The sequence below is a fragment of the Alkalibacillus almallahensis genome (assembly GCF_011761495.1).
Taxonomy (GTDB): domain Bacteria; phylum Bacillota; class Bacilli; order Bacillales; family Alkalibacillaceae; genus Alkalibacillus; species Alkalibacillus almallahensis.
The window spans coordinates 258,878-275,611 of sequence record NZ_JAASRU010000002.1 but is presented as its reverse complement, the minus strand read 5'-3'; the positions used below and the strand labels follow the sequence as shown (position 1 = coordinate 275,611).

Below are 16,734 nucleotides of genomic sequence, written 5' to 3'. Positions count from 1 at the left end.
CAAGCATCCACCGTAAGCGGATCACATGATGCCAACGGCCACCATCAAACCTTCACGCTAAATTGTGTATCTACCCCAACAAATATTTTAGAGCCTAAAAAATAAGTGCTAAGCAAATCAATGCATCATTTCTAAAATCTTTCATGATGATCTCATTGACATGCAAAGCACCTATCTTTCTTTTACCTACTGCAATCGTTCTATAACAAGTTTATTGACTTTTGAACCGTCAGTTTTACCTTTAACTTTAGGCATGACAGCACTCATGACTGTGCCCATATCTTGTTTAGACGTTGCTCCGACTTCTTGAATGGTTTCATCGATAACCTCCACCAATTCATCATCAGATAATTGTTGTGGTAAATATGATTCAACAAGAGCTAATTCCTGCTCCGTTTTTTCGACTAAATCTTCACGATTAGCATCCTTGAACTCTTGGAGGGAGTCTTTTCTTTGCTTTACTTCCCGCATTAGAACTTGGAGCTCCTCTTCATCTGTGAGCTCTCCACCCTTTTTATTAATTGCTTCATTTTGTAATGAAGATTTAATGCCACGAATGACTGTAAGCTTATCTTTCTCTTTGTTACGCATAGCTTGTTTCATGTCTTCGTTTAAACGATCAAGCAAAGCCATTAGAGTTACACCCTCTTCTTACTTTTTATTCTTTTTAGCAGCTTCTGCTTTTTGCTTCTTACGACGTTCGCTCGGTTTTTCGTAGAATTCGCGCTTACGATATTCTGAAAGCGTGCCATTCTTAGAAACCGATTTTCTAAAGCGTCGAAGAGCATCTTCAATAGACTCATTCTTTCTAACGTTCGTTTGATTTGACATGCTCTACCCTCCCTCCAAATAAAACGCATAAATCAATATGTGCCTTAGCACATCTTAAGTCATTATATTAAATATTTTCGCATTGGTCAATGTTTTAGACATCACTTGTCCAAATTGACATATGATGAATTGAGGTGTTCGTATGTATTCACTGTTGTTGCTCATCTTTGTCTTAATTGGTTTATTAATTTTTGGCTTAACGTTGATGAAAATAGGTTTTCAAACCTTAACAGAACAGTACATTGGCCAATTAGAATCAAAACTTTCCAAAAGAAATGGTTTTCTGTTTGGTTTTGTTATGACATTACTTTTTCAAAGTAGTTCAGTATCCATTGCCATGCTAATGACCTTTATCGGTTCAATGAAAAGGTCAATTCCGTTTATTTTGTGTTATTTGATCGGTGCGAATATTAGCACCACGTTAACTACGCAACTTTTTGTATGGAACAATGATGTCATAATGATTGGATGTCTAATTGTTGGCTTTATCTTTGTGCTTCTTCCTTTTAAACATTATAGTTGGTTTAGTATCGGTTCTGTTTTACTAGGTATCGGTGTTATTTTTGCCACATTAAATGGTTTTGGAAACTTAACTCATGCCTTATCTATGTCTCAGATTGATTCTTGGCTAGAGTCACCAGATACGTCACCATTTCAACTTTTGTTTTCAGGTTTTGCTATAACAGCTATATTACAATCTTCAACGACTTTCACAGCACTATTAATTGGCTTTATAGAAGAAGGGCCGATTTTATTACATCATATTTTATACTTGATTGTTGGAGCTAACCTAGGAACTTGTATTACAGTGTTGTTTTTTTCAATTGGACAAAACCATTTAGCTAAATTAGTGGCTTATAGTCATATTGGCATAAATTCAGTTGGATTATTATTGGTTCTCGCTTTTCCGGTTTTGTTTGAGACCTATATGATTGATGCTATTACGAATATGATTACATCGATCGAACAACAAATCGTTTTCATCGCATTATTTTACAATATAATCATTGGTTTAGTCATCCTGATTTTCTTAAAACCATTTGCTTCATTTATGAAATTATTCTATAGACCAACTTAAAAAACCGCTGGGTTACCAGCGGTTTTTTATTAATAATCAGCGTTAGATTGTTCACCTTTAACAATTTCAACTCCAGATGATGCGCCAATTCGTGTAGCGCCAGAATTAATCATGGCATTAGCATCTTCAAGGCTTTTCACGCCACCTGATGCTTTCACTCCCATTTCAGGCCCAACTGTTGAACGCATAAGTTTGATATCTTCAACAGTCGCTCCTCCGCCTGAAAAACCAGTTGACGTTTTCACATAATCAGCTCCAGCACGTTTTGCTAGTTCACATGCTTTCACTTTCTCATCTTGAGTTAATAAAGATGTTTCAATAATGACTTTAACTAGTGCGCGATCTTTTGCTTCATCTACAACAGCTTGAATATCACGCTCTACCTCTTCATATTGACCATCTTTTAATGAGCCAATATTAATCACCATATCGACTTCCGTTGCTCCGTTTTCAATTGCTTGGTTCGTTTCAAATACTTTTGTTTCAGGTGTAGTTGCACCTAACGGAAAACCAATAACAGTACAAACCTTAACATCAGTATCTTTTAACAGTTCATAGCAATGTACTACCCATGTCGGTGTTACACAAACAGATGCAAATGCATTGTCTTTTGCTTCTTGGCAAATCTCGTTAATTTTCTCTGTTTGTGTATCTGGTTTAAGTTGTGTGTGATCAATTTTACTTGCTAATGATTGACTCATTGTGATCTCTCCTTATTAAATATACAATTTATAACGCTGATTTGGAATATCAATCCTTATGACTTTCCTCTAAACAATAGGATAATACAGATAATGCATAAAGTGAAGCTGTTTCCGTTCTTAATATACGACGGCCTAATCTAGCCGGCAAAACACCAGCTTGTTCACAAAGGGTTAATTCATGAGGTGAAATACCACCTTCTGGACCTATAATTAATAGGACTCGCTGGTCTGAACCGATTTGATTCATAATATCTGACAATGTCCACTCAGGTTCATCATCACCTTTTGCTTCGTATTCACTTGCCACAATCAATAAATCAAACTCACCAGAATCCAACACCTGAGATAATGATTGTAATGGTTGAATGGTCGGAATCATGAGGCGATGGGATTGTTCACTCGCTTCTTTTGCTATTTTTTGCAAACGATTTACTTTTTTATCCTGTTTCTTACGATCCCATTTAACTATAGATCGATCCATTTGTAATGGGATGAACGAACGCATTCCTAATTCCGTACCTTTTTGAACAATGGTTTCCAGCTTATCGCCTTTGGGTAAACCTTGAGCCAATGTAATATGTGCTGGTAACTCTACTTGTTCACTTAATGTTTGTTTGATTGTCGCAACCACTGATTGCGTTGCGTCATCAAACTGAATCAATTCTAATTCAAAACTTTCTTCGTTCTCATTACAACCAATAACGATATCACCTGATGTCATACGCATGACCTTGTTAATGTGATGGTAATCCTCACCACTAATCGTTACTTGACCCTTATTATAATCCCATTGATCATTTGAAATAAAGTATCTTTGCATCGTCATCCCTCATGATTCAGGTTTCTTCGCAATCATTGAAATCCATTCTTCCATCTTATTAACTTCAATCACTTCAAACCCTTTGTCTTCAAGATCTGATCTAACAAGGTCTTTTTTGGCGTTAATAATACCTGAAGTGATGAAATAGCCACCTGGTTTAAGCAATTGGTAAGCTTCCTCAGTGGTTTGAACAATTATTTCAGCTAATATATTCGAAACAATGACATCAGCCTGAGTTTCGATGCCTTTTAATAAATCGTTTTGCAAAGATGTCACGCGATCTTGAACTTGATTTAACTTAACGTTAATCGTCGTGCTTTTTACGGCGACTTCATCAAGATCATATGCTTGAACGTTACTGGCACCTAAAAGAATAGCACCAATTGATAAAACGCCTGAGCCAGAACCTACATCAACCACATGATCGCCTGTTTGAATATAACGTTCTAAAGCTTGCAAGCTAAGAACAGTTGTCGGGTGAGTCCCTGTTCCGAATGCCATACCAGGATCGAGTTCGATGATAATTTCATCACTGCTAACAGGTTCATATTCTTCCCAAGTCGGCGTTATTGTAATACGATCTGAAATTTTTACAGGCTTATAGTACTTTTTCCAAGCTGTAGCCCATTCTTCTTCATTAATTTCAGAAATAGTTACATGGTTATGACCAATATCTATATCAAAGGTTACGAGGTTACTAACAGCTTGTTTAATCTCATCTACAGTTTCACCCAAGAAACTATTGACTGGTAGGTACGCTTTAATATATACCCCTTCTTCTGGATAGTTGTCAGGATCCAACTCATAAATCGTACCGTACATCGTCGACCAATCTTTATTTAAGTCATTACGATCTTCAATAACGACACCACTTGCACCTGATTCATGTAGAATGTTTGAAACAGGTTCAATCGCCTCATTTGTCGTATGAATTTTAATTTCAGACCATTTCACTCATATCAGCTCACTTTAATTTCATTAGTCACCTTTAAATGCACGTTTGAAACGAGTAAATAAATTATCATGCTGCTCATCTAATGAATCTTCACCGCTTAATTCATGGAATTCGCGTAGTAGTTCTTTTTGTCGGTCGCTTAAGTTTTTCGGTACCATCACTTTAACTAAGATGTGTTGGTCACCTTGACCGTAACCATGAACATTTGGAGCGCCTTTGCCTTTCAAACGGAAATGCGTTCCAGTTTGTGTGCCTGCAGGTACTTTTAATTTCACACGACCATGAACAGTTGGGACTTCAAGTTCATCACCAAGTGTAGCTTGTGTAAACGTGATTGGAATTTCACATAAAATATCATCTCCATCACGTTCAAAGAATTCATGACGTTTGACTCGAACTAAAACAAATAAGTCTCCTGGAGGTCCACCATTAACACCAGCACGACCTTGAGAAGTCACACGGATTTGTTGACCGTCTTCAATCCCGCCAGGAATATTAATATCGATTTTTTGGTGCTTACGAACTTTGCCGTCGCCACCACATGTTGAACATTTCTCTTCAACAAATTGACCAGTACCTGAACAATGTTGACAAACGCGACGGTTTACAACACGTCCAAATGGAGTATTTTGTTCGACGTTCATTTGACCTGAACCGCCACAATGGGAACAAGTCGAAACATTTGAACCAGGCTTAGCACCTGAGCCATCACATGTTTCGCAGTCTTCGTCTTTCGGAATTTGGATCGTCGTTTCTTTTCCGAAAATCGCTTCTTCAAAATCGATTTCCATCGTATATTGTAAGTCTTGACCTTGGCGAGGCGCATTTGGATCACGGCGTCCGCCACCACCGAAGAACATATCAAATATATCACTAAAGTCACCGAAGCCTTCAGCACCGAAACCACCTTGGCCTTGTTGGGCACCAGCATGGCCAAAACGATCATATTGTTGACGTTTTTGTTCATCACTTAAGGTTTCATAGGCTTCTTTAGCTTCCTTAAACTTCTCATCAGCATTTTCTTCTTCACTGACGTCTGGGTGATATTGTCTAGCTAGTTTGCGATATGCTTTTTTAATTTCATCTTTTGAAGCGTCTTGGGATACACCCAACACGTCATAATAGTCTCGTTTACTCAATTGAAGATCACACTCCCGTATCTTCTCGCATAAAGTTTATCTTAACATTATTATCTTTGTTTCTGCAATTCGGCTTTTGTTCCATATCATTCATAAATAAAGTCAAAGCCAAGAATAGCTACGCTTGGCTTTGACTTTTTAGGTTAAAATGACGCGTTATTTTTTTTCGTCGTCATTTACTTCTTCATAATCAGCATCCACAACGTTGTCATCTTCTTGACCTTCGCCTTCTTGCTGCGCTTGCTGTTGTGCTTGTTCATACATTTTCACTGATAAGTTTTGAACTTCTTGTTCAAGCGTTTCTTTCTTCTCTTTAATCGCTTCAAAGTCTTCACCTTCTAATGCCGTTTGAAGTTCTTCTTTAGCTGTTTCAGCTTTTTGTTTTTCTTCTTCAGTGACATTTTCGCCAAGATCATTGATTGTTTTATCTGTTGTGAAGATTAGTTGATCAGCTTCGTTACGAAGTTCGACTTCCTCACGACGCTTCTTATCTTCTTCTGCGTTTTCTTCTGCGTCTTTCACCATTTGCTCAACTTCTTCTTCAGAAAGACCTGATGACGATTGAATGGTAATGGATTGTTCTTTATTTGTACCTAAGTCTTTCGCACTGACACTCACGATTCCGTTTGCGTCGATGTCGAATTTAACTTCGATTTGGGGTACGCCACGTGGTGCTGGTGGAATATCTGTTAATTGGAAACGACCTAGTGTCTTGTTGTCTGCAGCCATATCACGCTCACCTTGTAGGACGTGAATATCAACTGATTGTTGATTGTCAGCAGCTGTTGAGAATACTTGTGATTCACTTGTAGGAATCGTCGTATTACGTTCAATTAGCTTCGTCATAACGCCACCCATTGTTTCAATACCTAATGATAGTGGTGTAACGTCTAGTAGTACTACGTCTTTCACATCACCTTGTAGCACACCACCTTGAATAGCAGCACCAAGTGCTACAACTTCGTCTGGGTTAACGCCTTTAGATGGATCTTTGCCAATTTCTTTTTGAATCGCATCTTGTACAGCTGGGATACGTGTTGAACCACCAACAAGGATTGCTTGATCAATATTCGATGGTGACATGTCAGCGTCTTTAAGCGCACGACGTGTAGGTCCCATTGTACGTTCAACAAGTTCTGATGCAAGCTCTTCAAATTTCGCACGCGTTACATTCATTTCTAGGTGTAACGGGCCTGCTTCACCTGCTGAGATGAATGGTAGTGAAATTTGTGTTTGAGCCACACCTGATAAGTCTTTCTTCGCTTTTTCAGCAGCTTCTTTCAGGCGCTGAAGAGCCATTTTATCTTGTGATAAGTCAATGCCATTTTCTTTCTTGAACTCTGCAACCATGTGATCGATTAGGACTTGGTCGAAATCGTCACCGCCAAGTTTGTTGTCACCTGCTGTTGCAACAACTTCGAATGTGCCTTCGCCAATATCTAGGATGGATACGTCAAATGTACCGCCACCTAAGTCGTATACTAGAACTGTTTGATCTTGATCTTGATCAATACCATAAGCTAGTGCTGCTGCTGTTGGCTCATTAATAATACGTTCAACTTCTAAACCAGCAATTGTTCCAGCATCTTTAGTAGCTTGGCGTTCAGCATCGTTGAAATAAGCAGGTACTGTAATAACTGCTTTAGATACTTCTTCACCTAAATAATCTTCTGCATATTGTTTAATATGCTGTAAAATAATCGCTGAAATTTCTTGAGGCGTGTACTCTTTACCTTCAATTTCTACTTTATATTCTGTGCCCATATGACGTTTGATGGACTGAATAGTGTTTTCATTTGTGATTGCTTGGCGCTTAGCTACTTCACCTACTTGGCGTTCGCCATTTTTAAACGCTACAACAGAAGGCGTTGTGCGGTTACCCTCAGGGTTTGGGATAACTTTTGATTCGCCACCTTCCATTACTGCTACACATGAATTCGTTGTTCCTAAGTCAATACCAATGATCTTACTCATCGTAATGTTCCTCCTTTTGCGTTCTATAAATATTATTTATTCGTTAACTTTAACCATAGCTGGTCGAATAACGCGGTCTTTTAGTAGATAACCTTTTTGCATCACTTCAATGATTTGATTGGATTCATAACCTTCTTCACTAACTTGCATAACAGCTTGGTGTTTTTGAGGATCGAATTCAGCTCCTTCAGCTTCAATCTCTTCAACACCATGGTCAATTAATGCTTGTTTTAACTGGTTATAAACCATTCGCATACCTTCTGCATAAGATTCGGTTGCTTCATCTTGAACATCTACTTGTAATGCTCGTTCAAAGTTATCTACAACTGGAATGAGGTCATTCACAATGTCTTGAGCCTTATATTTCAAATCCGCTTCACGCTCTTTTTGCGAGCGACGACGGAAGTTATCAAAATCAGCTTGTAGACGTGCTAAACGGTCTTGTACAGCAGCGTTTTCTTCTTTTAACTGCTCAACCTCAGATAACTCTTCAGTCGCTGTTTCTTCTTGATTGTTGTCTTCACCTTCATTAGGTGTTTCAGTTTGTTCAAATTCTTCTTCTTCGACTGTAGACTGTCGATTTGTTTCTTCGCTCATTACAGTCACCTCCTACTTGATCATTTTCACCAATTGTTTAATATATCACTTTTGTTCTTGTAACAAAAGACTCACATGAAGAAACTTGGTAATATTTTATCACCAAGAATCATGTTGGATATCTTAGCCACAGACCATTTTACCCGCTATCTTAATCTTTAAACCACTTGTGCAATGACTGACTCATATGCCTTGACCACACATCAAGTAGTGAAACGGCTTTAGCGTATTCCATCCGTGTTGGACCTAATAATGCAATGGTTCCGAACTGCTCATTGCCGACCGTATAAGTTGCTGTAATTAAAGTAGAATGGTTCATAGCTTCCATGGCATTCTCATGTCCAATAGAAATATGAATTCCTTCTTCGTCAGCTTTAAGCATAGGTGCCATCTTTTCTTCATTTTCTAGCACATTAAATAACGAACGCGCTTTCTCAATGTCATTAAATTCTGGTTGCATTAAAATATTCGATTTTCCACTCACATATAAACTTGTTGTTTGATGACCAAATAAAGCATTATGAATCAGATCATAGGACTTTTGATAATTGGACGTATATTGATTAAGTAAGTCTAAAACTTCACTTTCAATCATACGGTCGAGATAAATAATCGGGACGCCAACAAGTTTTTGGTTTAAAATATTGACGACTTTTTCTAGATCACTATGATCAATTGTATGCGGGACAGCAAATGAACGGTGTTCAACATGTCCAGTATCCGTCACCAAAATAGCAATGGCAGATTGTTTATTAATTGGAACAATCTGTAGTTGTTTCAATTTGGTTTCATACACTTCTGGACCCAACACAAGCGTCGTATATTGAGTTAATTCAGATAAGATGTGCGCAGAATTTTGCATGACCTTTTCCATTTCAATCATGCGATCATTAAATTGAGACTTAATCACCTGCATCTCTTCAGTCGATAAACTGAATGGTGATAACATATGATCGACATAAAATCGATATCCTTTTTCGGATGGAACTCGACCAGATGAACTGTGGGTTTTAACTAAATAACCCGCATCTTCTAAGTCAGCCATGTCATTACGAATGGTAGCTGGACTGTATGAAATATGATCTTTTTTAGCAATATTACGTGACCCGATCGGTTGAGCTGTTTCGATGAACTCATCGATGATCACTTGCAAAATGAGTGCTTGTCGATCTGTTAGCATCTGCATCACTCCTGTTAGCACTTGGTGGTTCCGAGTGCTAATGCTAAGTATAAGTTATCAAAATCATTTAGGGCTGTCAATTGAAAACTTTTTATTCCATGTCGAGTCGTCAATTAAAAACGATGCAAAGGCATCATTGCCGAACAACATGCCGTCTCGGGTCAAAGCTATTCGATCGTTTTTATGGATTAACCATCCTTTTTGCTTCAAACGATCAATCTCTTCTTTATATAAATCAAAAAATGAAAAGCCATAGCGTTTTTGAAATTCATCATCAGAGACTCCTGATTGACGGCGGAGACCTAAAAACATTTCCTCTTCAATCTGTTCTTTAAGCGACGTTGGTTCACGGTGCACAACTGGCTTCGTATCTTGTTGAATATAATCATTATAATGATTAACTGGCCGTAAATTCACATAACGCTCGTCATTCAAATAACCGTGTGCCCCTGCTCCAAATGCATAATAAGGAACATTTGCCCAGTACGTCAAATTATGCTGGCTTTCATAACCTGGTTTCGAAAAGTTACTAATCTCATAATGATTTAAACCATGCTCTTCCATAAGGTCAACTAATGTATGAAACATAGCCGCTTCATCCTCTTCAGGAGGCTTGGTTAATTGCCCTTTTTGATAACGCATATAAAAAACGGTTTTCGGTTCAATCTGCAAAGCATAGGAAGAATAATGCGGTAAATCATAGGATAAAGCTTGTTCTAAAGTTCGTCGGAAATGGTCAATCGATTGATTAGGAAGTGCATATATGAAATCCATACTGATATTCGTTAAACCGTATTGCTTAAGCAGATCAACTGAACGACTAACATCATCTACTGAATGAATGCGATTGAGTTCTTGCAAATATTCATCATCCAAAACTTGCACGCCTAGTGAGACACGATTAACACCATACCTAGCCATTAATTGAACATGTTCTTCTTCAAATTCCCCAGGATTAGCTTCAATTGTCCATTCTTTTACGAGATCTGTATTAAAATAATACGAAATTGTTTCGAATAAGCGTTCTAATTGCGGAGGCGTTAGACTTGTTGGTGTTCCGCCACCTATATAAATAGTATCGACTTCTAAGGGACCATTTTCTACATACATTCCAATTTCTTTATGAAGTGAAGATAAGTATTGTTCAGCTGTTTCCTCATCATAATACATCTTAGCAAAATCACAGTAATGACATATTTCATGGCAAAATGGTATATGGATATAGACTGCTCTAGCTTCCATAGTTATCCTTCTTTCTTAATCATATTATACCAAAACAATGAAAAGGCCAGTCCTAAAGGCTGGCCTTCAATCATCTTTCTAATCATCATCATTCATTTCTAATACAGACATGAAGGCTTCTTGTGGAATTTCCACTTTACCAACCATTTTCATGCGCTGTTTACCTTCTTTTTGCTTTTCTAACAACTTACGTTTTCGGGTAACGTCACCGCCATAACATTTTGATAGCACGTTTTTACGCATTGCCTTAATGGTAGACCTTGCGATGACACTATTACCAATAGCCGCTTGCACCGGCACTTCAAACTGTTGTCTTGGAATTAAGTCTTTTAATTTTTCTGCGATTTGTTTACCTCGGTGATAAGCAAAGTCGCGGTGAACAATAAAAGATAAAGCATCGATCGTCTCGCCGTTCAATAATATATCCATTTTCACGAGATTAGATGGCTTATAGCCTTTAAGCTCATAATCAAATGAAGCATACCCTTTTGTCTGTGATTTCAATCGGTCAAAGAAATCATAAACAATCTCAGATAATGGAATATCATAGACAATGTTTACGCGGTTTTCGTCCATATATCTCATATCGGAATATTCGCCACGCTTCTTCTGACAAATTTCCATTACTGGACCAACATATTCATTCGGCACCATAATTGAAGCTGTCACAAACGGTTCTCTTACTTCATTAATTTGTTGTGAATCAGGCATGTGAGCTGGATTCTCAATTTCAGTAGTTTCACCGCCTGTTAATTCAACCTCATAAATAACGCTTGGTGCGGTTGTAATTAATTGAATATTAAATTCACGTTCAATTCGTTCTTGAATAATTTCCATGTGTAATAATCCTAAGAATCCACAACGGAAACCGAACCCTAAAGCTTGAGATGATTCTGGTTCATATTGTAATGATGAATCATTTAGTTCAAGGCGTTCTAAAGCTTCTCTTAAGTCATTATAATCATCAGCACTAACTGGGAAAAGACCGCAGAATACCATAGGATTCAAACGTCGATAACCTGGTAATGGTTCTTCAGCCGGTCGATTGGCGAGTGTGATTGTATCACCCACACGCGTGTCTTTAACATTTTTGATCGATGCAGTTAAAAAGCCAACGTCACCTACTGATAATTCTTTTTTACGCACAGCATTAGGGGTGAAAACACCCATATCATTCACTTCGAACTCTTTTCCTGTCTGCATCATTTGGATCTTATCGCCAATTTTAATTGAACCTTCTTTAACACATGTATACGCAATAACACCACGGTAAGGGTCATATAATGAATCGAAAATTAATCCTCGTGTTGGATCTTCGAGACCACCAGATGGTGCTGGTACATCCGTCACAATCCGTTCCATAATTTCTTCGATCCCTTTACCATCTTTAGCAGATGCCAATATTGCTTCATCACTGTCAATGCCAATCACATCTTCAATTTCTTGTTTAACTCGATCGACATCCGCACTTGGGAGATCGACCTTATTAATAACGGGAATGATTTCTAAATCATTATCCAACGCTAAATAAACATTGGCTAATGTTTGAGCTTCAATTCCTTGTGCAGCATCAACGACTAGGATTGCTCCTTCACAAGCTGCTAAACTTCGTGACACTTCATATGTAAAGTCGACGTGCCCTGGTGTATCAATTAAATGAAATATATAGTTTTCACCATCATTGGCTCCATATTCTAACTGAACTGAATTTAATTTGATGGTAATGCCACGTTCACGTTCTAAATCCATCCCATCAAGAAATTGTTCCTTCATTTCACGATCAGTTAAAGCCTTTGTTTTCTCTAGAATTCGATCAGCTAATGTCGATTTACCATGATCGATGTGAGCTATAATCGAAAAGTTTCGAATGCGTTGTTGTCTATCATTAGTCAAAATTACCACTCCTGTATACGTCCATTCGCTAGCTCGATTATAGCAATACCAAGCGTGATATTCAATTCAAATCTGTTATTCCCTTTATCCGAAGCTCACAGCTAAACGATAAACAAAGTGAAATAATAGAGTAAATAGTTCTTTAATATAATGCTCAGCTCTTGAAGCTAAATAAAACAAACCTTCTTCATCTTCCGCTTCATCCTGAGTTAGTTGTTGATGTTGTTCCTGAAAAGATGAGTCTTGCTCACTTATTTGCTGTTCGTTTTGGACAACGTCTGAGTTATCTTGATCACCCATCTGAAATCCGAATTGAAAGATGAGTAATAATACAAATAATAAACCAATTAACCGCATTCTATTCACCCTCTGATTGATTATCTTCAGCAATATAATCCGCTAGCACATCAGCAAACAGATCTAAGCTATAATTCATCTCTTCAAAGTCATTATCGACGCCACCTACTTCTAGCAACAACTTCTGTTCAGATAAATCTTGATTAAATACACCATTTGTCCCTTCACCTTCACTAATTTGAACGCCACGACTCAAGGATGGGTAACGTTTCTCTAGCATTTCATGTAATTCTGCCGCAAACTCTAAATTCGCTTTATAATCCTCGTGTTCTCCCCCAACAACAAACATAAGCTTAGCGGCTGGTTTGTCATTGATTGTTGTTGTGGTGATTCGGTGAGGTTGAGCATCACGGTGGATGTCTATGAAATACTCTGTTGGTTCTTCTTCGTGGTAATCTGCCACAACTTCACGCGCCACATCGTATGATTCATGGTATTCAAGCCCTTTTTGCTGTAATATTTTATAAAAGTCTGTTTTCTCTACATAAGAGTCTATCCCTCGTTCTTGTAACCTTTCTTTTAAAGATACACTCAAATCCACAACATTATCGACGTGATTGAATGCTTCATTGCTCGTGGCATCTTCGTCTAAATATGGTAAAAACGCTTCACGGTTATGAGTGTTATAAATATAAACCGTTTCATCTTCATAAACATCTGTACTTCTTTGTTCAGATTCATCAATCTCTTCTTCTTGTTCAAATATATAATCAGGTGGTGCTGATTCAACTGATGTCGTGAATTGGTTTGTCCCACTCCCAGCTATCGCAATACGTCCTTGGTTTCCAGGGAAATTAGGCAACTCATGTCCAAATAACAACCTTAAGTCTTGATACGGTGAATTAGTTATGAGGGGTATTATGATATTTGAAAAAGATAGTGTTTGATCGTGATCAGATTGTAAGTCCGCTAATACTGGTTGATCAAAGGACATCAACGTCGTTAATGTGGATCCGTCAATCTCTTGAATCCATTCGTGCATTAAATTGGTTGATGATTCTGGTGACCCTTTTGAAAACAATGGAATCACTAGCCATAAACATATAAATAGTACAACAAAGATTAACATTGGATTATGTTTAACGGCTTTAACGATAGATCTTAGAATATACAATGGTCTGTTCATACCTTTTCAACCTTTCTATTAACACTCTATTAAACCGTATGTGTTAAGTTGAAAAGGTAGAACCTCTAACCGAGAAAATCTTTCGTATTATTTTGTTCTATTCGTTGATGAAGACCTTGATTAATGCCTGATGCGACTAATTTAGCCATATGAACAATAACGTCATCTACCTCTTTGGGTGTGACTATTAAATTGTGTCCAATCGGGCTCAATACTTCTTCTATTAATTGTCTTTTTTCATCTTCGCCCAACTGTCCGACTAAGCCTAAGTAACGTTTTCTCTCTTCTTCTTCAGGTAAATCTTCATTTGTAAGTTCTTTTCTTTCCCCAAAAGTCATCCCACTCGGCGTTAAAGCTTTACTGGCTTTGTCTTGTTCATCAACCTCGCGTCCGAAATGTTTTAATAGATAGTCAATCGTATCACTCGTGATAGTAACAGCATCGACCACTGTCGGTATGCCAATTGAAAAAACAGGTACATTTAACGTTGATTCACTTACTTCCTTACGATCATTACCAACTCCTGAGCCTGGGTGAACGCCTGTATCAGACAATTGTATTGTCGTATTCACTCGATCGATTGACCTTGCTGCTAAAGCATCAATCGCAATAATAAAATCAGGTTTCACTTTTTCGACCACACCAAAAATAAGGTCCGTTGTTTCCACTCCAGTAAGTCCCATTACACTTGGCGTAAAAGCAGTCAAAGGTCGAAAGCCTTTTTCTACACGTTCTGGTTGTAATTTAAATAAATGGTTGGTCACATAGACTTTCTTCGTCACTTGAGGTCCTAATGCATCAGGTGTTACATAATCATTTCCCAAACCGACAATAAGCCCCATCGCATCTGGGTGAATATCATGGAACTCCAACAATCTTTCTAATTCACCAGCTAATAGAGTCCCTAATTGCTTCTCGAACTCATCATCTAGTCGGCGCATCAACTGAGATTCAATGGTTGTATAATGTCCAGGTGCTTTGCCTACTCGTTCAGCACCTTTTGAGTCAATTTTTACTCGCGTTAATTTAATATTATCTTCTTCAAACGTCTTAATCGTAATGCCGTCTAATTCTTCTTTCCGGTCCGGATTTTGTTCAACAAACATATCTCTCGCCTCTAAAGCTAGGTCCGTTCGGCGATTAGCATTAATCTTAGTCATACAATACCTCCATCAATTAATAAACTACCCATTATCATCTCCAAATAACGTAAATTTTAAACGATGGAGTATGCTTCTTAACTATTATCTATTGAAAACTAATGCTTGCTTTGATAAAATGACCTTTGTCCAAGATACGAATGAATTGGTACGGATATACTCATCAGGAGGTGAAGGAAATGGCTAATAACCCACAAGGTGAAAAACGAATTCGCATTAATGCTGATAAGCGCGAGCGTAATCAAGAACCTCGTTCTGATATGCGTTCAGCTGCAAAGCGTGTTGAAAAAGCAGTTCGTAATAAAGATGTTGATGAAGCAAAACGTTTGCTTACAACTGCTACAAGCAAAATTGATAAAGCTGTTCAGCGCGGTATTATTCATAAAAACAATGGTGACCGTAAGAAGAGCAGATTAACACAAAAAGTAAACAAACTTATTAATTAATGCAAAAAACGTTCGCTAATATTAGCGAACGTTTTTTTATCTCGTCTGTGATAAGTGACGCATGATCGATTGTAAATACATTTCAATTGATAACCACTTGTCCATTTGACCAGTCTTTAATTTTTCATCAGTTTCCGCACCATCACTTAACGCTGATTTAAGTGCCGTTTCACTAAAAGATCGCTCACGTTTTAACGCCATTTTTACCGCATAAGGGTGTACACGCATCTGCTTAGCTATTTGTTGTTGTTGATAACCCCTTCGTTTTAAAAGTTTGCATTGTAAGATCAATCTGATTTGAGATGTAACAAGAGCTAATAATGCGATTGGTTCCTCATTTTGCTTACGCAAAGCTTTCAAAATATTTAAAGCCTCCCCTAATCGATTGTCTACTAAGGCATCGATCAAAGAAAACGTACTCGTTTCAGCGTAAGTGCTCACTAATGGTTCGGCCTCATTATAATTGACATCGCTTGTACCAAAGTAAAGAGACAGTTTATGTAATTCTGATTGTAAAGCTTCTAAATGATCTCCTACTCGTTCCACCAATAAGTCAATGACTGGCTCAGACAAACTTAATTCGAATGAATCTGCCATCTGTTTAATCACATCATTCATTTGACGTAAATCAGGTGGTGAACAATCAATCAGTTCACAATGTTCTTTTAAAGTTTTTACAATTTTACGGCGTTGATCCAGTTTCTCGTATGGAGCTATAATGATGAGTGTTGTAAACTCTGTTGGTTGTTTAACATACTCAGTTAACACATCAAGATCATGTTCTATTTCACTTTTAGCTTGTCCTGTTAAGAAGCTTGCTCGATTTAAACTAACTATTTTATGATCACTAAAGAAAGGAAATGTTTCAGCATCATGAATCGCTTCCTGAACCGAAACTGTTTCCATATCATAATTCTGTTGGTCGACTTCAGGATCTTTTTCACGAATCTGATTGATAATTTTTTCTGTCGATTGTTGTATAAAAAAAGGCTCATCGCCATAGAGTAAATAAATAGGGGCTACTGTGATTTTCTTCTGTTCAACAAATTGTTGTGCATGCATGACTCGTTCTCCTCTCTATAGCTATCCTATACTGAACATCGCTTTTTCACAAGAGTAAATCATGTAAAGAGAGGAGACCCAGAAAAGTCTCCTCCCAGCATCTATATAAACACTAAAAACAAATACCCGGGGTTCTTTGTTTTTAGTGTTATTTGTTGTTATAATTAGTG

17 protein-coding genes are annotated in these 16,734 nt (G+C 37.7%); 2 read left to right on the top strand and 15 right to left on the bottom strand.

The window, feature by feature from the left end:
- Positions 1–186: 186 nt before the first annotated feature.
- Together FHR85_RS03425 and rpsU are read right to left on the bottom strand one after the other, a co-directional pair.
- Positions 187–633 carry a GatB/YqeY domain-containing protein gene (locus FHR85_RS03425; protein WP_167261097.1) on the bottom strand — a complete coding sequence of 149 codons (447 nt, stop codon included), beginning with the start codon at positions 631–633 and terminating at the stop codon, positions 187–189.
- A gap of 18 nt (positions 634–651) precedes the next feature.
- Positions 652–831 carry a 30S ribosomal protein S21 gene (gene rpsU, locus FHR85_RS03420; RefSeq protein ID WP_167261095.1) on the bottom strand — a complete coding sequence of 60 codons (180 nt, stop codon included), beginning with the start codon at positions 829–831 and terminating at the stop codon, positions 652–654.
- A gap of 142 nt (positions 832–973) precedes the next feature.
- On the opposite strand from rpsU, the gene FHR85_RS03415 reads away from it, so the two are divergent.
- On the top strand, positions 974–1,909 hold the full coding sequence (locus FHR85_RS03415) for a Na/Pi symporter (RefSeq protein WP_167261093.1): 936 nt from the start codon (positions 974–976) through the stop codon (positions 1,907–1,909).
- Between the two features lie 29 nt (positions 1,910–1,938).
- Here the strand turns inward: FHR85_RS03415 and deoC are convergent, their stop codons facing one another.
- The 12 genes from deoC to gpr all read right to left on the bottom strand — a co-directional run bounded on the left by deoC (position 1,939) and on the right by gpr (position 15,056).
- A complete protein-coding gene (gene deoC / locus FHR85_RS03410) occupies positions 1,939–2,610 on the bottom strand; it encodes a deoxyribose-phosphate aldolase (RefSeq protein ID WP_167261091.1) in 672 nt (223 codons plus the stop codon).
- A gap of 49 nt (positions 2,611–2,659) precedes the next feature.
- The gene (locus FHR85_RS03405) at positions 2,660–3,433 is read right to left on the bottom strand and encodes a 16S rRNA (uracil(1498)-N(3))-methyltransferase (protein WP_167261089.1); all 774 of its coding nucleotides are present in this window, start codon (positions 3,431–3,433) and stop codon (positions 2,660–2,662) included.
- Between the two features lie 9 nt (positions 3,434–3,442).
- Entirely contained in the window at positions 3,443–4,387 is a 945-nt protein-coding gene (gene prmA / locus FHR85_RS03400) for a 50S ribosomal protein L11 methyltransferase (protein ID WP_167261087.1), read from the bottom strand.
- A 24-nt stretch (positions 4,388–4,411) separates the two neighbouring features.
- Positions 4,412–5,527, bottom strand: a complete 1,116-nt coding sequence (gene dnaJ / locus FHR85_RS03395; protein WP_167261085.1) for a molecular chaperone DnaJ — start codon at positions 5,525–5,527, stop codon at positions 4,412–4,414.
- A 156-nt stretch (positions 5,528–5,683) separates the two neighbouring features.
- Entirely contained in the window at positions 5,684–7,501 is a 1,818-nt protein-coding gene (dnaK, locus tag FHR85_RS03390) for a molecular chaperone DnaK (protein ID WP_167261083.1), read from the bottom strand.
- 36 nt (positions 7,502–7,537) lie between these two features.
- Entirely contained in the window at positions 7,538–8,098 is a 561-nt protein-coding gene (gene grpE, locus FHR85_RS03385) for a nucleotide exchange factor GrpE (RefSeq protein WP_167261081.1), read from the bottom strand.
- A gap of 151 nt (positions 8,099–8,249) precedes the next feature.
- Positions 8,250–9,278 carry a heat-inducible transcriptional repressor HrcA gene (gene hrcA, locus FHR85_RS03380; RefSeq protein WP_167261079.1) on the bottom strand — a complete coding sequence of 343 codons (1,029 nt, stop codon included), beginning with the start codon at positions 9,276–9,278 and terminating at the stop codon, positions 8,250–8,252.
- A gap of 63 nt (positions 9,279–9,341) precedes the next feature.
- Positions 9,342–10,520 (bottom strand): radical SAM family heme chaperone HemW, encoded by a 1,179-nt coding sequence (hemW, locus tag FHR85_RS03375; RefSeq protein WP_167261077.1) that lies wholly within the window; start codon positions 10,518–10,520, stop codon positions 9,342–9,344.
- Between the two features lie 78 nt (positions 10,521–10,598).
- Entirely contained in the window at positions 10,599–12,413 is a 1,815-nt protein-coding gene (lepA, locus tag FHR85_RS03370; protein ID WP_167261075.1) for a translation elongation factor 4, read from the bottom strand.
- Between the two features lie 84 nt (positions 12,414–12,497).
- A complete protein-coding gene (locus tag FHR85_RS03365) occupies positions 12,498–12,770 on the bottom strand; it encodes a hypothetical protein (RefSeq protein ID WP_167261073.1) in 273 nt (90 codons plus the stop codon).
- A gap of 1 nt (position 12,771) precedes the next feature.
- The gene (gene spoIIP / locus FHR85_RS03360; protein ID WP_167261071.1) at positions 12,772–13,896 is read right to left on the bottom strand and encodes a stage II sporulation protein P; all 1,125 of its coding nucleotides are present in this window, start codon (positions 13,894–13,896) and stop codon (positions 12,772–12,774) included.
- 65 nt (positions 13,897–13,961) lie between these two features.
- Positions 13,962–15,056 (bottom strand): GPR endopeptidase, encoded by a 1,095-nt coding sequence (gene gpr, locus FHR85_RS03355; protein WP_167261069.1) that lies wholly within the window; start codon positions 15,054–15,056, stop codon positions 13,962–13,964.
- A gap of 179 nt (positions 15,057–15,235) precedes the next feature.
- Here gpr and rpsT point away from each other — a divergent pair, with 179 nt between their 5' ends.
- A complete protein-coding gene (gene rpsT, locus FHR85_RS03350) occupies positions 15,236–15,502 on the top strand; it encodes a 30S ribosomal protein S20 (protein ID WP_167261066.1) in 267 nt (88 codons plus the stop codon).
- Between the two features lie 36 nt (positions 15,503–15,538).
- On the opposite strand, the gene holA is transcribed toward rpsT, so the two are convergent.
- Positions 15,539–16,564 carry a DNA polymerase III subunit delta gene (gene holA / locus FHR85_RS03345; RefSeq protein WP_167261064.1) on the bottom strand — a complete coding sequence of 342 codons (1,026 nt, stop codon included), beginning with the start codon at positions 16,562–16,564 and terminating at the stop codon, positions 15,539–15,541.
- Positions 16,565–16,734 lie beyond the last annotated feature (170 nt).

Bases quoted from the DNA above. Each gene is read 5' to 3' on its own strand.
- FHR85_RS03425 (WP_167261097.1), bottom strand. From the start codon at position 633: ATGGCTTTGCTTGATCGTTTAAACGAAGACATGAAACAAGCTATGCGT.
- rpsU (WP_167261095.1), bottom strand. From the start codon at position 831: ATGTCAAATCAAACGAACGTTAGAAAGAATGAGTCTATTGAAGATGCT.
- FHR85_RS03415 (WP_167261093.1), top strand. From the start codon at position 974: ATGTATTCACTGTTGTTGCTCATCTTTGTCTTAATTGGTTTATTAATT.
- deoC (WP_167261091.1), bottom strand. From the start codon at position 2,610: ATGAGTCAATCATTAGCAAGTAAAATTGATCACACACAACTTAAACCA.
- FHR85_RS03405 (WP_167261089.1), bottom strand. From the start codon at position 3,433: ATGCAAAGATACTTTATTTCAAATGATCAATGGGATTATAATAAGGGT.
- dnaK (WP_167261083.1), bottom strand. From the start codon at position 7,501: ATGAGTAAGATCATTGGTATTGACTTAGGAACAACGAATTCATGTGTA.
- grpE (WP_167261081.1), bottom strand. From the start codon at position 8,098: ATGAGCGAAGAAACAAATCGACAGTCTACAGTCGAAGAAGAAGAATTT.
- hrcA (WP_167261079.1), bottom strand. From the start codon at position 9,278: ATGCTAACAGATCGACAAGCACTCATTTTGCAAGTGATCATCGATGAG.
- hemW (WP_167261077.1), bottom strand. From the start codon at position 10,520: ATGGAAGCTAGAGCAGTCTATATCCATATACCATTTTGCCATGAAATA.
- FHR85_RS03365 (WP_167261073.1), bottom strand. From the start codon at position 12,770: ATGCGGTTAATTGGTTTATTATTTGTATTATTACTCATCTTTCAATTC.
- spoIIP (WP_167261071.1), bottom strand. From the start codon at position 13,896: ATGAACAGACCATTGTATATTCTAAGATCTATCGTTAAAGCCGTTAAA.
- gpr (WP_167261069.1), bottom strand. From the start codon at position 15,056: ATGACTAAGATTAATGCTAATCGCCGAACGGACCTAGCTTTAGAGGCG.
- rpsT (WP_167261066.1), top strand. From the start codon at position 15,236: ATGGCTAATAACCCACAAGGTGAAAAACGAATTCGCATTAATGCTGAT.
- holA (WP_167261064.1), bottom strand. From the start codon at position 16,564: ATGCATGCACAACAATTTGTTGAACAGAAGAAAATCACAGTAGCCCCT.